Consider the following 14,801-nt stretch of genomic DNA (forward strand, 5'->3'; position numbering starts at 1 on the left):
CGCAAGCAAAGCGGTACTCGCGATCGCGTCGGGGAAATCTTTTCAATCGCTTCGTACGACGCGATTCTTGCTGACCGCCCACCCAAACGGGACCACGGACGTCGTCATAGCAATAGATCGCGCGACGGCGAAGATTAAAGTCGTTGTCGGCGGCGATCTTCCGCAACCTTTCGATACACCGTCGCCGGGTCCAACGGACACACCCTCACCAGGGCCAACGGATACGCCGTCTCCGGGCCCAACCGACACACCATCTCCGGGATCGAGCGATTCTCCCTCGCCGATGCCGTCATCGTCCTCGACAGACACGCCGTCGCCGACACCGTCCCCGACGGATACGCCGTCGCCGACACCGTCCCCGACGGACACGCCATCGCCATCGCCATCGCCAACACCGACGCCTACACCGACGCCAACACCGACACCAACACCGACGCCTACACCAACACCGACACCGTCGCCAAGCCCGTCACCGAGTCCACGCATCAGACACATCGTCGTCATCGTCCAAGAAAACCGGACGTTCGACACCATGTTCCATGGCTTTCCTGGCGCGAATACAGTCAGCACCGGCGTCGAAAGCAATGGTGCGGTCGTACAACTCAAGGCAAGTCAGCTCTACCGACCTCAGGACCTTGGGCATTATCCGTCCGACTTCAAGGTCGCATACGACAACGGTAAAATGGATGGCTTCAATTTGGAAGTGCATGGCAAACAATTGTCTGGCCTGGAACCGTATTCGTATGTTCAACAGAAGTATGAACAGGAATACTGGACGCTAGCGAAACTCTACACCCTGGGCGACAACAACTTTCAGAGCAACGGCGGCCCAAGCTTTCCCGCTCATCAGTACCTAATCGCCGGACAGTCAGGCAAGTACACGAACCCCCCGGGGACGTCGTGGGGTTGCGATTCTCAAGTTCGCCTGCCGCCGTGTTACGACTACACAACGCTTGGCGATGAGCTAGATAACGCCGGGCTCTCGTGGCGATACTACTCGACGGGCGCCTTCCCCGCGAGCCCCGGCGTTTGGAACGCGTACGACGCGATACGGCACATCCGTTACGGATCCGACTGGACAAACGGCGATGTATCCATGCCCGAGACCAATGTCTTCAACGACATCGGCACGAGTTCGTGTACGCTTCCCAACGTCACGTGGGTCACACCAAATGCCGGTAATTCAGACCACGCGGGCACACCGCACTCCGTAGGCGACCAGGGCCCGGCGTGGGTCGGCGCTGTCTACAACGCGATTGGAGCGAGCCCGTGTTGGTCGAGCACTGCTATCATTCTCGTCTGGGATGATTGGGGCGGTTGGTATGACCACGTCGCGCCGCCGCAACTCGATGCAGAAGGCCTTGGTTTCCGCGTTCCGCTGCTTGTGATATCGCCGTTTGCGAAAGTCGCATATGTCTCGCACGTGCAGCACGAGTTCGGCTCGATTCTGAACTTCATCGAGGCTACGTTCAGCCTCCCGAGTTTGGGAACCGCGTCTGAATCGCGATCGGACAACTTATCGGACTGTTTCAACTTCACGCAGCGGGTACGAACCTTTAAGAAGATACCTCATGGACCTATAAGCACGGACGATACGCTTCCGGTCGAGGACGACGATGGCGGCGCCAACGAATGATAGCCTGCAAAAATAGGTCCGCAGTACCACCTACAACTCCGGGTGGGCCGAAGGGCCTGAAGTAGCATCCGTCCTACACTATAAGCACTATAAACGGGCCATTGAAGCCGATGAACCGCGCCAGCCTGCGCGCCTGCAGTGACTCGAAACAATTTAGCGATGCAAAGAGGGTTGAAATGAAAAGACTGCTCGGCGTTCTTTTGCTTGCAGGGTGCGGGGCTTCGTCCACCGCTCTACCGGCACCTCAACATGTCCACGCTATCTCTTCCGTGCATCGCGCCACGACGGCGTTCCCCATTCAGCACATCATCGTCATCATGCAAGAAAATAGAACCCCGGATAACTTGTTCCATTGTCTCGTCGGCAAAGCAGACATCGCCACCACGGGGACGCTGCACGACGGCACGGTCGTGCCCCTGACACCCACGCCCCTTGGCACGCCGAAAGATCTGCCGCATTCGCGCGCCACGTATTTCGTGGACTACAACTCAGGGGGAATGAACGGCTTTGACTTGGAGTCGAGCATCACGTATCCGAAGAAAACCGGCGGTGCAGGACTCAACCCGTATCAGTACGTCCAGCAGTCCGACGTGCAGCCCTACTGCGATATGGCGAATCAATTCGCGTTTGCCGACGCGTTTTTTGGTTCAAGCGCTTCGGAGAGTTACATCGAACACCAATATATGATCGCCGGACAGTCCGCAATGGCGTACACGAATCCCGAGGGTATGACGCGCGAGATCTGGGGATGTGACTCGTCTCCCGATACAACGACGCGGATCTTGAACCCGCTCAACGGCAAGACACTGAAGAAAGTCTTCCCCTGCTTTGACTATCAGACGATCGGCGATGAGCTGGATACGGCGGGTATAACGTGGACAGCATATGCGTCCGCGATCGGCTCAGGGGGCGGAAATTTCTCCGAGTTTGACGCTATCAAGCACATACGCTACGGCCCGGATTGGGTCACCCACGTCTCTTCCCCGTCGTCGAACATTCTCAAAGACATCTCGTCTGGAAATCTCAAATCATACTCGATCGTGACGCCGACTGAGTTGTGTTCGGACCACGCCGGGAGCCCGAAAGACATTTGCGGGCCATCGTGGGTCTCGTCGATCGTCAACGCGGTTGGTGGGTCTTCTTATTGGTCGAGCACAGCGATATTTATCACTTGGGACGAGTGGGGAGGGTGGTATGACCACGCGTTCACCCCGATGCTCGATGTCATGGGACCGGGGTTCCGCGTGCCGCTCGTCGTGGTATCGCCGTACGTCGTAAAAGCGGGCTTTGTGAGCCACAAGATGCACGAATTCGGCAGCGTGCTGCATTTCGTCGAAGAGGACTACGGCTTGCCGGCGCTTACCAATGTGGACTCTCGCGCCGACGATTTGACCGACATGTTCAACTTCAACTTGAAGCCGAGGCCGTTTAAGGCTATCAAAGCGCCGATGACTGCCGCGCAGCTGCTTGCGATGCCGGACGATCGCACCAATCCGGACGACGACACGGGCGATCAGAACTACTGATCGCGCGGCGGCAAGATGCGGTTGGCCGCTTAGGCCGGTCGGCGCAGCGCGCGGATGAGCGCGCGCGCGTCGACTAAACTCGGTCCGTTTGCCTCGATCTGTTCGTAGCAGGAGCGCGCGGCGAATTCGTTGTGATTTCGCTCGTGCATCCGTCCGAGCTGCCGCAGCGTCTCATCGTTCTCCCACTTCGGAAGACCCTTCGTCGATAGGACGTCTGTGAGCGCGACTACCGCTTCGTCGGCTCGACCGGCTTGTTCCAACCGCAGCGCCTCGAGGATGTGGCTCAGCGAACGGCCCCCGCGGTCGCGTGCAAGCGCCTGCATGACGCGCACGCCGCGGTCGAGCAGATCCATCCTGATGTAGGCGAGGGCAACGAGATAGCGGACGATCGGATGCGCGTTCTTCGCAAACGCGGCTTGCTCGTAATACACGACTGCCGCTTTGACGTCCCCCACAGCGCGAAGCACTTCCGCGAAGATCAGCCGGTGCGCGAAAGACTGAGGTTTTGCGACGGTTTTCGACCACGATTCGCGCAGCACGGCATCGCCGAGATCGGAGCGTAATTCTAGACTTAGGTGGTCCGCTTCGTCTTGCGCGAGCAGCCGAGTGTGCGCGAGCACGGCGACAGAATAGAGCGCATCGGCGAATCGCTCGTTGGGTTCGGTCTTTGTCGAAGTGTCGTCCTGTGGCGCCGTCTTGGCGCTGCCGTTCGCCATGTCAGCCTGGCCGACGAGTCTGCCGATCGCGGCGGAACGTTCGGCAAGCGATGCGGTCTGCGCATCCTGCTCTGCGATCAAACGGTCGATCGCCCGCATGGACATTTCAGCGTCGTTCGTCTTGGCGTGTAAGGCATTGCTGATCGCCGCAAGAGCCGAACACGCAGCCTCGGTCTCTTCCTTTCGGCCCGACGCCACGTCCAGCGCAGAACGCGCCGCGCCGAGGCGATCGAGCAATATCTTCGTCCCGGCGAACGCCGCCGCGGCCGTCTCCTCGGCCTTCGCGATCAGTGCGTCTAGCGCATCGGCCCGTGCACGCGCTTCCATGACGTTGCTCCGCAGCGACGCAATAGTTTCTGTGGCCGAAGCGGCGCCGTCTCTTGCCGCGTTCACGTTGGACTCGATGGTCACGATCTGCGAGCGCGCGTCATCCAAGCTCGCTCCGATCTTCGAAGCATCGCGCTCGCTCGCATCGCGCAACCCGTCGACAGTGCGCGTCAGTTCGGTGAGCTCAGCGACCGCGCGCGCGCGCTTTTCCGCGATCGCAGAGAGCTCCGAATCCTCACGGGCCTTCAGAGCCTTCGTCGCGTCAAGATTTCGCTGCAGTTCCAGCACGGACTCGCTGAGCGCCGTGCTCCGGGCTTTCAGCGATTCGACGACGGACTGAGCCTGCGTGAGCTCATCTTCGACGAGCGCCCTTCGCCGATCGGTTTCTGCCACGCTTTTCGTGACGCTGAGAAGGTCGATGTTTGCGTCAGTCATGACGGTCCTCGCCGATCGGTTGGATACGAGCAATTGCACAAGTAGTTGACGCCGTGATAATCACTGCGGGGGGCGAGTGTTCTCGCAGGCGCATATTCACGCCTTGCATAAGGCAACCGTGATCGCTCGGTAATGATGTGGAGAGGGCAAGCGGCGCGTGCGAGACCCGCGGGAGCCCGCCGCTGCTCGATGTAAGAAAGAACGCGATGGCTCGCAAGAAGAAGACCGCGACGCCTGCCCGGCTTCGCGCGATACAGGAGAAAATCGAGGTCCAGCGCCGGCGCGCGCAACGGCCTGCGCTGCCCGTGAATAGTCACGCCCAAGTATCAAAATCGCGGCTCGAGCAGGAGCGTGCGGCCGCGCGTAAACGAGCGCAGCGAAAAGCATGGGAAGACGAAAACACGTGAAAATGGGTACGAGTCGCTTTTTGCTTGACACCGCAGGCAGCCTTTGAGCATTGATGATCTGGGCAACCGCGAGGCGGGCTCCTACACGATCGAGGACGCGCTCGGTCCGGGTGGGCTGATCGCACGTGCTCTGCCCGGCTACGAGCACCGGCCGGCGCAGATCACCTACGCCAAACGCGTGCAGCGCGGGATGTTGGAAAACGTCCACGTGATGGCGGAAGCCGGCACCGGCACCGGCAAATCAGTCGGCTATCTCATCCCTGCGGTGCTCGGCGAGCAGCGCGTTGTGATCTCCACGGCGACGATCGCTCTGCAAGAGCAGCTCGTGAACAAAGACATCCCGCTCGTGCTGCGCGCGCTGCGAAGTTCGGCGCGCGTGGTTCAGCTCAAGGGTCGGACGAACTATCTCTGCAAGGATAAGGCCGGCCAACTCCAGCGACAGCTGACCCTCGCGCGATCCAACGACGAACAGCGCATCTTCCAGTGGGCGGCGCGCACGGACACCGGCGACAAGGCCGAGCTCGATTTTGAGCCGCCGTTCAGGCTGTGGAGCGAACTCGACACCGATGTGGACGATTGCATCATGGAAGCATGCGAGTTCTTCGGCCCCGAGCGCTGCTTCCATATGCATGCGCGCGAGGCGGCGCGCTATGCGGATATCGTGGTGGTCAACCACGCGCTCTTCTTCGCCAACCTCGCGCTGGGCGGCGGCCTTATACCGCCGTTCGATCATGCGATTTTGGATGAGGCGCACCAGATCGACGACTGGGCGACGGCGGCTTTTTCCGCATCCATATCGCGCGCGTCGGTGGGGCGACTGCGGCGCAAGATGGCGCGCCATTATCATATAGACGAAACGCTCGACGCGGAGCTGGCGCAAGCGATCGAAGAATTCACCCGCGCACTCGCCGCCGGGTCGCGGTCGCGTTACTCGCTGCACGACAACGATCTCGCGATGGAGCTCCTCGACCCGCTGCAGCGAGCGTTCTACAGAACTGAGAACTGGTTGGCGTCGAACTGGCGCACCGCGTCACGCTATCCGAACATGGAAGAAGAAGCGCTCGAGCGGCGCCGCGATCTGCTCGTGCAGGCAGTCGTTTCTCAGACCTTGGCCATCGAGCGCATTCGGCTTGTCGGAAACGAATGGATCTCGTGGGCCGAACGCGTCGGTGATGCGCGCGGCGGCGACTACGCCGCTGTGTCAGCACCATTCTCCGTCGCACCGATATTGCGCGAGCGGTTGTTCGACAAGACGGCTTGCGTCGTGCTCACATCGGCGACGATCGCGACAGGTCAGGACTTTTCATATCTGCGCCGTCAACTCGGGCTCACCGATGCGCTGGTCGACGAGGTCGTCGTTGACTCGCCCTTCGATCATGCTCGCCAGGCCATGCTCTATCTGCCCCCGGAGCGGTTGAATCCGAAAAGCGCCGATTTTGCGCGCGATGCGGTGCGTGTGGTGATCGACGTCCTGCACGCCACGGCCGGACGAGCATTCGTACTCTTCACGTCGCACGCGGTGATGCGCGCCGTCGCCGCTGCGGTTGCGCCGGCGATCCCCTATCCGTCGCTCACGCAGGGTGACATGCCAAAGGGGCGGATTCTTGAGTGGTTTCGAGCGCAGCGCAATCCAGTGCTCTTCGCCACCGCGTCGTTCTGGGAAGGGGTGGACGTCGTCGGCGAAGCGCTGTCGTGCGTCATCGTCGATCGAATTCCGTTCCCGCCGCCGGATGATCCTGTATTGCTTGCGCGGGGCGTCGCGGTGCGCGAAGCCGGCGGCGACGCGTTCGACGAGCTGATGGTCCCTGCGGCCGTTTTACGATTGAAACAAGGGCTCGGTCGCCTCATTCGCAGCGCCACCGATACCGGATTGATGTGCGTCCTCGACGGCCGGCTCGAGACGATGGTCTACGGTCGACGCATCGTGAGCGCGCTGCCGCCGGCCACCCGCGTGCACGATCTTGCGACCGTGCACGCGAGATTGAGCGCTTAGCCGGGGGTAACGGTCACAGGCGACGTGCAAAATGCGCAACGGCGCGCACCGATCGGGATTTCGCTCAAACATTCGCCGCACTTCGTCGTCGTCGGGTCGGCCGGCGGCTCTTTGCGCGAACGAGCGACGAGAAAATTGATCGGCTTGACGACGAAGAAGAAGACCGCGAGGGCGACCAGCACGAACGCGATGACCGCGTTCAGAAAGTCTCCCACCGCGAAGCGGCTGTTGTTGATTGTGAAGGAGATCGCCGAAAAATCCGGCTGACCCGCAAGCGCCGCCACGAGCGGCGTGATGAAGTCTTTGACGAGCGCGGCCACTACCGTGCCGAATGCCGCGCCGATGACCACGCCGACGGCTAAATCCACGACATTGCCGCGCAACAAGAATTGTTTGAAATCGTTCATCTGAGTGTCCCCCCGCGCCGCCGTTCGGGCTTGTGACGGGCTAACCTTCGCTTGGAGATGGAAGAAGCCGGCTGGCGTCGGCCCCTTCAGACCGGGAAATCAGACGGGCGATGCGTGCAAAAAAGGTGACGAACCCGCGTATAACTAATTCATTAGTTATAATGCCATTGTCGCTCGGAGCCGTCGCTATGCATCTATTTCGCTTCAGCCTCCTTGCGTGCCTGACGCTCGCAATGATCGGCTTAAGCCGGACCGGTGTCGCGCTTGCCGCCGACCCCCCGGCGTTTGCGGTGGCCGTAAGTCGCGCGGACACAAGCCCGAAGATCGACGGCACATTGAACGATCCGCTCTGGCAAAAGGCGACCCACATCCAGATGACGTGGGATTATCAATTCCGCCGCCCGGCGTCAGAGCCGACCGACGTCTACCTCCTGGCGGACAAAACGAGTCTGTACGTCGCGTTCGTCGCGAAGCAATCCGAACCGATCACTGCGACCAATCATACGAACGACAGCTCGCTGAGCGCGGATGACGCCGTGCGCGTGTATTTGTGGCCTAGCGGCGAAAACGGCTTCGAGTATTTCTTCGCAGCGAATCCGCTCGGTACGCGCAACGAATATTCGGGTGAGAATTCGTCGTTCGCTCCGCACTGGACCGCGGTCGCAACCCGAAGCGCGGACGGCTATATCGTCACCGAGCAGATCCCTATGAACGTGATGCGCGGTGACGGCCGTTCCACGTGGCGCTTGCAATTCGATCGCACGTTGCACGTGACGGGTCAGACCTTCGAATGGGCGCACGACGGCGCGCAGCGCAGTACCGACAGCGTCAGTTTCACCGGTTTTCTCACTGGTATGACGGTCGCGACGGGGAGCACCCGGACGAAACCGCGGCTCGGCTTGTACACGCTCGGCCAGATAGGCTCGGCCGGCGCAAACGGCAATCGCGCGCGCGTGGGCGCCGACATCGCGTTGCCGATCACGAATACCGCCTCGTTCTTCAGTTCGCTCTACCCGGACTATTCCAACGTCGATCAGGATCAGCAGACGATATCGCCGACCGCGTTTTCGCGCCAATACACCGAGGTACGGCCGTTCTTCACGCAGGGTCTGAACTTCTACAACAATTTCAATTGCAACGACTGCTACGATGTGCCGTTCCTCTACACGCCGTCGATCCCGACACCACAGCAGGGTTACGCCGTGGAAGGCGTGCAGGGTCAAGCGCAATTTGCGGGCTTTGACGCGCTCGGCGTGAATGGCCGCAGCGATAACGCGCAAACGCTGATATACACGACCGCCGACCGGCGCGATATCCTCAACGTGCTCAGGTTCTCAACGCTGTCACCGGGGCTGTCCGATACCACCTCGATCTACCAGCTTACCGTGGGCAACCATCATAACTTCAGCGTGTATGCCACGACGGGCGGCGAGACCGGTTCGGGCGTCACCGCGCCCACGCTCGGGCACTACAACGAATGGGGTTTGAATCTGTTCTCGCAAAAAACCGGATTCTTTCCCGCATATCACGACATTGGTCCGCAGTACGCGCCGCCCGATGGGCTGCAGCAGATCAGCGACATCCATGGCCCCACGCTTTTCGTCAACCACGAATTTGACAACGCCCCGACGAGCTTCATCCAAAGCTATACGTTGTCACAGGATATAGAGCACTTCAAGAACGGCGCCGGCGCCCTCAATCTCGCCGACGCATTCACGAACCTGACGATCAATACAAAGACGCAGTATACGTTGGCGATGTCGTCGGGCTATCAATACTTGTTGCTCTCCAACGGCTACGGTTCCATGATCGATCAGAACGGAGCTGCGCTGAGTCACGGGAGCGCCACGTCGACGCCATCGTCCATCAGCTACAACATCGGCCGCTTCGGGCCGGGCTTCTTGCGGACCACGACGCGCTTGACGACGCTGCGTGTCACGCCGCGCGGCACGCTTGCGCTGGAAGCCGATAACACGAACGACACGACGGATGAAATTCCAAGCAGGATGCTGCCCAGCGTGAAAAACGTGCAGTGGCTGGAGCGAGCCACATTCACCTATCAGTTCAACTCGAGTTCCGCGCTCGCCGTCGGTCTGCGCCGCATCATCGGCACGGCGCCGGAGCTGCTCTTTCCGCCGACCACATGCAGGCAGATGCCGCTGAGCGCAGCCTGCGGGTATACGGACGCGTCAAATGTCTCGGTCGCGTTCCACAGGCGCGTCGGCGCGGATGAACTGTACGTCGTCTACGGCGACCCGAATCAACTCGCGACGTTGCCGGCGCTCATCGTGAAATTCGTCCACTACTTCGGCGCGGAAAAAGGAACCTAAGCTCCGACGATGTAGGGCGGACCTTTACGGTCCGCCGGCGCGCCGTAAAGGCGCGCCCTACATCATGGCCGGCGCGCCGTAAAGGCGCGCCCTACCTCATGGCCGGCGCGCCGTAAAGGCGCGCCCTACCTCATGGCCGGCGCGCCGTAAAGGCGCGCCCCACATCACGGCCAACGCGAATAGTCGGCGAAGAAGCCCTGCCAGCCGCCGCCGACCGTGAGCACGGCGCCATTGACAAACGATGCGTCGTCGCTGGCGAGGTATGCGACCGCATCGCCGATGTCTTGCCAGCTTCCGGGGCGCGTCGTGGGATTGCGGTACTCGCGCCGTTCGAGTGCCGTCGCGCGATCGGCCGTCTTGTCGCGGATATCGCCGATGCAGATCGCGTTGCACGTGATGCCGAACGGGCCTTCTTCGAGCGCGATCGACTTCGTGAATGCGACGACGGCAGCTTTCGCCGCCGCGTACGCGCTCAGATGGCGGAAGCCTTGCGTCGTTTCGCTTCCGGTCATGCCGAACGTGATGATGCGGCCGTGATGCTGCGAGCGCATCGGTTTTAACGCCGCGCGCGAGCACGCATATACCGATGTGAGGTTGCCGTCGATCATAGCCCGGTAGTCCGCCATCTCCGTCGCGTGCAGGTCTCGCACGACCATCGGCCCCGCCCCGCACACGAGCACGTCGAGCCGGCCTAGACGATCGACGACAGTTTGGACAAGACTTTCCGCTTGCTCGGCATCCGCGACATCGGCAGAAAAAGCGGCCGCTTCGATGCCGAACCCCCGGAGAAACGCAAGTGTGTCGTCGGCCTCGCCGCGCTCCGGCCGATAGTTGCAGGCGATGCGATAGCCGCGCCGGCCAAGCGAAACGCAGACGCCGCGCATAAGGCCTGTAGCACTTCCGGTCACGAGAGCGGTCGGCGCGGACGATACAGTTAAGGAAGATTCCACGCCGCCCGGTTCCGGTGGGACAACAGGCCGCCCTGCGAGGCAAGAGGGCGTGCGCGTTTGGCACTCGAACTAGAAGACTGCTAATGACACGATCTGGAGAACGCGGCACCGCGAAGAGCCTGAAGGGTGCGGCCCCATTGGGCCAGGGCGCGAATTTCGTCATCGACGAGAATGCGCCGCTGGATAAACGTAAGACGTCCATCTTGGGCACGATAGTCTACGAGTATATCGCGACGGGCGAACCGGTCGGCTCCGCAACGCTGACGCAGAAATACAACCTCGGTGTCAGTCCGGCGACTGTTCGCGCTGAAATGGCGAGCCTAGAAGAAGAAGGCTATCTCGATCAACCGCACACATCAGCGGGTCGCGTGCCGTCGGACCTCGGCTATCGATACTATGTGGACCGGCTCATGCTTCCCGAGTCGCTCACGCCCGAAGATGCTGAACGCATCAATCAGGAAGTGCGTCGTGCAAGCCGCCAGTTAGACACAGTGGTCGAACATGCGTCGCACGTACTCTCCAGCGTCACGCGCAACATCGCATTTGCGATCGCGCCGCGCCTGAAGAGCCAGGTCTTCAAGCACGTCCAGCTCATCTGGGTCGGCTCGCGCACGGTCCACATAGTTCTTGTGACAGATTTCGGGCTAGCCGCGCAGACGACGATTGAAACCGAATCGGATGTGACGGCGGATCAGTTGACGCATGCGTGCGACGTCTTGAACCGCCATCTTGCGGGGCGCATGCTCTCGGACATCACGATCGGGAACTTGCGGTCGCTGAACGCGGAAGCTCCCTTGCCGCCAGAAGTGACGCGCGTGCTCGCCGAGCTCTTCACCGTGAAGAGCGGAGCGCCGCTCCAACGGCGGCTCTTCGCCGGCGGGGCGCACAACTTGCTCGACCAGCAAGAATTCCGCGACTTGAGAAAACTGCGCGCGATCCTCGACCTCCTCGAGGAACAGCGCACGCTCTACGATCTCCTGCAGCATTCGCTGGATAGCGAGGGAGCAACCGTCAGTATCGGGCATGAGCTCGGCAACGCGGATATGAGCGAGTGCAGCGTCGTCGCGGTGCCGTATCGCGTCGGCGACCGAAACGTCGGCGCCGTCGGCGTTCTCGGACCGCGCCGGATGCAGTACGCTCGTCTCATCGCGTTGATGAATTGCATGGCGACCAGTCTGCACACGCTGTTCGAAGGCGAGTCGCTCGAATGACGGCGCTCAGCAACGCGGTGAATTGATTCGTGCCGGCCCGACATGACCTCTATGAGGTTCTCGGCGTGGCGCGCGGCGCATCGGACGACGAGATAAAAAAAGCCTATCGAGCGCTGGCGCGGCGCTATCACCCCGACGTCGCCCGCGGCGGCGACAAATCGGGCGCAGAAGCCAAGTTCAAGCAGATCAATCAGGCGTACGAAGTGCTCTCCGACCCCGCCAAGCGGTCGCAGTACGACCACTTCGGCACGATCGGCAACGGCGCGACCAGCGGGCCCGGGGGATTCGGCTTCGGCGGCGACGGCATCGGCGACATCTTCGACATGTTCTTCAACGCTGCGGCCGGCGGCCAGCGCCGATCGAGCGGACCGCAGCCGGGCGCCGACTTGCGCTACGACCTCGAGATCACGCTCGAAGAAGTGCTGCGCGGGGCTGAACGCGAGATCTCGTTCGACCATCTCGGACCATGCGATGCATGTGCCTCTACGGGGTCTGCCTCGAAGGCAAAGCCCGTGACATGTCGCGATTGCGGCGGCAGCGGGCAATTGCGGGCCGTCCGAAATACGCCGTTGGGCCAGTTCGTGACGTCGGCGCCGTGCGTGCGCTGCGGCGGTACCGGTCATGTCATCGCGGATCCATGCAAGTCGTGCGGCGGAAAAGGCCGGCGCGAATCCCGGCGCCGCGTCACGATCAAGATCCCGCCAGGGGTTGAAGCCGGCAATCGCATGCGCTTCGCAAGCCAAGGCGAAGCGGGCGAACGCGGCGCGGCAGCGGGAGATCTCTACGTCTATTTCCATATCAAAGAGCATGATATCTTCGAGCGCGCCGGCGCCGACTTGCGTTGCGAGACGACGATCTCGTTCACGCAAGCCGTCCTCGGTGCGAAGCTCGAAATCGACGCGTTGGACGGACCCGCGACGCTCGACGTGACGCCCGGAACGCAACCCGGCGCGACGTTCCGCATCGCCGGTCGGGGCCTGCCGAAGAACCGAAGCGGCAGTCGCGGCGATCTGTTGGTCGATGTCGGCTTGCGCGTGCCGACGAAGCTGACCGGGAAGCAGAAAGAACTGCTGCAAGAGTTCGCGCGCGCCGGCGGCGACGTCGTGGATGACAAGGGATTCATCTCAAAGATCAAAGGCGCGTTCGGCGGCGCTTGAGCACCCGGACCGACTGGCGCCGGTTCTCCCTCTCCGTTGCTGCGACAGACATCGAAGCCGCATCCGCGGTGCTTCAAGCCGCGACTGGAGTCCGCGTGAGCGTGGAGGAAGGCGGTGACGATGCGCCGCCGCTTTCACGAGCGAAAGTTTCCGCCTATGTACCCGGCAACGCGTCCGTCGGTATCGCCCGTGCGGTGACGCGCGCCGTCCGCGAGGCGTCGGCCGCTGCGCTCCTGCGCGACGTCGTCGTCGATTCGCCGGTGACGATGCGCGACGAAGATTGGGCCGAATCGTGGAAGCAGTTCTATAAACCATTTCGCATAGCGCCCGGCTGGTATATCGCGCCGTCGTGGGAGAAAGCTTTTGCCGCACCGGGTAAGGCACGGACGCTTCGCCTAGATCCGGGCATGGCGTTTGGAACCGGTCAACATCCGACCACGCGAGCGGCGCTGCAGTTCGTCTTAGAATATGTCCGCCCGCGAAGCGCCATGCTTGACATCGGATGCGGATCGGGGATCTTGGGCATCGCAGCCGCGCTGTGCGGTGCGCGGGTGTTCGCGTGCGACGTCGACCCGATCGCCGTCGCCGCGACCCGCGCGAATTTCAAGGTGAACGGCGTGGAAGCGATAAGTGTTCGTCGCTCCGACGGTCCCCCGGCGACATTCCCAAAGGCGCCGATCGTGACGGCGAACATCACCGCTGACGCGCTTGTCGGACTTGCCTCGGCGCTCGCCGCATCGCTCAAGCACGACGGCGTGCTCATCTCAGCCGGGATACATCGCGCAGGACGAAACGATGTGCTCGCGGCATTTGCCGCGCAAGGATTGCGACGCGTCGGCGATCGGCGCGCGGGCGAGTGGTCCGCCTTCGTGCACCAAAAGCCGTGATGCAAGGGCCGAGATACTTCGCCGCTTCGGACATCGTTGCCGGTGTGCCGGTGGAGCTCAATCCCGACGATGCGCGGCATGCCTCTACTGTATTGCGATGTCGGGTTGGCGAAGCACTGATTCTGATCGCCGAGGGCGTGGCATGGGATGCAGAGTTCGCAAGCGTCGACGGTCATAGAGTTTCGGTTGTCGCGCGACAGCCGTCCGTGCTGCAGAGCGGCGAACTACCGGCTAAGGTCACGATCTTGCAAGCGTTGACCAAAGGCGCGAAGTTCGACGAGGTCGTCGAGAAGACCGTTGAGCTTGGCGCCGTCAGAATCGTGCCCGTGATCTTTTCGCGCTCCGAGACGGCGGGCAGCGCGAACAAGGTGGAACGCTGGCGTCGAATCGCGCGCGCTGCAGCGATGCAGTCGCGCCGTCGCGTCATTCCGAGCGTCGATGAGCCCATCACATGGTCGCACGCATGCTCCTCGTTCCCAGCGAGTAGCCTTACGCTTCTCGCAGATGAGAACGCCGATCGCGCGATGTTGGGTCCCGCACTCGAGCGCTACATAGCCGGAACGCCTATCGTGATCGCCGTGGGACCTGAGGGCGGCTTGACTACGGAAGATGTTGAGCGCGCGACCGTTCGCGGCGCAACACCGGTGTCGCTTGGGCCAACAATACTGCGCACGGAAACAGCCGCCGCAGCGTTGCTTGCAGCCGTCGCGTCCGGCCTCGGCTGGTGGTGAACATCTGTCAGGAAGGGTCCGCGCAAGCCGGCTCAGCATGGGGACGGCAAGCGGGGGATACGCATCCCGGGACAGAAACCAAACTCAC

Annotated in this window: 13 protein-coding genes; 9 read left to right on the plus strand and 4 right to left on the minus strand. The window is 61.8% G+C overall.

Annotation, left to right across the window (positions count from 1 at the left end; genetic code table 11):
- Positions 1 to 42 precede the first annotated feature (42 nt).
- Positions 43 to 486, minus strand: a complete 444-nt coding sequence (locus VKT51_00075) for a hypothetical protein (GenBank protein ID HLJ82552.1) — start codon at positions 484 to 486, stop codon at positions 43 to 45.
- A gap of 46 nt (positions 487 to 532) precedes the next feature.
- Here VKT51_00075 and VKT51_00080 point away from each other — a divergent pair, with 46 nt between their 5' ends.
- Complete coding sequence (locus VKT51_00080; protein ID HLJ82553.1) at positions 533 to 1,636, plus strand: alkaline phosphatase family protein; 1,104 nt, start codon at positions 533 to 535, stop codon at positions 1,634 to 1,636.
- 176 nt (positions 1,637 to 1,812) lie between these two features.
- Positions 1,813 to 3,162: an alkaline phosphatase family protein gene (locus tag VKT51_00085; GenBank protein HLJ82554.1), complete on the plus strand. Its 1,350-nt coding sequence runs from the start codon at positions 1,813 to 1,815 to the stop codon at positions 3,160 to 3,162.
- 29 nt (positions 3,163 to 3,191) lie between these two features.
- Here VKT51_00085 and VKT51_00090 read toward each other — a convergent pair whose 3' ends face one another.
- A complete protein-coding gene (locus tag VKT51_00090) occupies positions 3,192 to 4,640 on the minus strand; it encodes a hypothetical protein (protein ID HLJ82555.1) in 1,449 nt (482 codons plus the stop codon).
- A gap of 206 nt (positions 4,641 to 4,846) precedes the next feature.
- Here VKT51_00090 and VKT51_00095 point away from each other — a divergent pair, with 206 nt between their 5' ends.
- Positions 4,847 to 5,047 carry a hypothetical protein gene (locus tag VKT51_00095; protein ID HLJ82556.1) on the plus strand — a complete coding sequence of 67 codons (201 nt, stop codon included), beginning with the start codon at positions 4,847 to 4,849 and terminating at the stop codon, positions 5,045 to 5,047.
- Positions 5,048 to 5,090: 43 nt separating this feature from the next.
- The gene (locus tag VKT51_00100; protein HLJ82557.1) at positions 5,091 to 7,040 is read left to right on the plus strand and encodes an ATP-dependent DNA helicase; all 1,950 of its coding nucleotides are present in this window, start codon (positions 5,091 to 5,093) and stop codon (positions 7,038 to 7,040) included.
- On the opposite strand, the gene mscL is transcribed toward VKT51_00100, so the two are convergent.
- Positions 7,037 to 7,447 carry a large conductance mechanosensitive channel protein MscL gene (gene mscL / locus VKT51_00105; GenBank protein ID HLJ82558.1) on the minus strand — a complete coding sequence of 137 codons (411 nt, stop codon included), beginning with the start codon at positions 7,445 to 7,447 and terminating at the stop codon, positions 7,037 to 7,039. The two genes, VKT51_00100 and mscL, sit on opposite strands and share 4 nt — an antisense overlap.
- Before the next feature lie 188 nt (positions 7,448 to 7,635).
- Between mscL and VKT51_00110 the strand changes: the two genes are divergently transcribed.
- A complete protein-coding gene (locus VKT51_00110) occupies positions 7,636 to 9,777 on the plus strand; it encodes a DUF5916 domain-containing protein (protein ID HLJ82559.1) in 2,142 nt (713 codons plus the stop codon).
- A gap of 164 nt (positions 9,778 to 9,941) precedes the next feature.
- On the opposite strand, the gene VKT51_00115 is transcribed toward VKT51_00110, so the two are convergent.
- On the minus strand, positions 9,942 to 10,727 hold the full coding sequence (locus tag VKT51_00115) for an SDR family oxidoreductase (protein ID HLJ82560.1): 786 nt from the start codon (positions 10,725 to 10,727) through the stop codon (positions 9,942 to 9,944).
- A gap of 83 nt (positions 10,728 to 10,810) precedes the next feature.
- On the opposite strand from VKT51_00115, the gene hrcA reads away from it, so the two are divergent.
- Genes hrcA through VKT51_00135 form a run of 4 tightly spaced genes read left to right on the plus strand, consistent with a single transcriptional unit; the run spans position 10,811 to position 14,713 of the window.
- Complete coding sequence (hrcA, locus tag VKT51_00120; GenBank protein ID HLJ82561.1) at positions 10,811 to 11,938, plus strand: heat-inducible transcriptional repressor HrcA; 1,128 nt, start codon at positions 10,811 to 10,813, stop codon at positions 11,936 to 11,938.
- A 29-nt stretch (positions 11,939 to 11,967) separates the two neighbouring features.
- Complete coding sequence (gene dnaJ / locus VKT51_00125; GenBank protein HLJ82562.1) at positions 11,968 to 13,095, plus strand: molecular chaperone DnaJ; 1,128 nt, start codon at positions 11,968 to 11,970, stop codon at positions 13,093 to 13,095.
- Positions 13,092 to 13,982: a 50S ribosomal protein L11 methyltransferase gene (locus VKT51_00130; protein ID HLJ82563.1), complete on the plus strand. Its 891-nt coding sequence runs from the start codon at positions 13,092 to 13,094 to the stop codon at positions 13,980 to 13,982. Before dnaJ ends, VKT51_00130 begins: the two co-directional genes overlap by 4 nt.
- Entirely contained in the window at positions 13,982 to 14,713 is a 732-nt protein-coding gene (locus VKT51_00135; GenBank protein HLJ82564.1) for a 16S rRNA (uracil(1498)-N(3))-methyltransferase, read from the plus strand. The genes VKT51_00130 and VKT51_00135 overlap by 1 nt, the downstream gene beginning before the upstream one ends.
- The last annotated feature ends 88 nt before the right edge of the window (positions 14,714 to 14,801 follow it).

This window comes from Candidatus Eremiobacteraceae bacterium (assembly GCA_035295225.1).
GTDB lineage: Bacteria > Vulcanimicrobiota > Vulcanimicrobiia > Eremiobacterales > Eremiobacteraceae > JABCYQ01.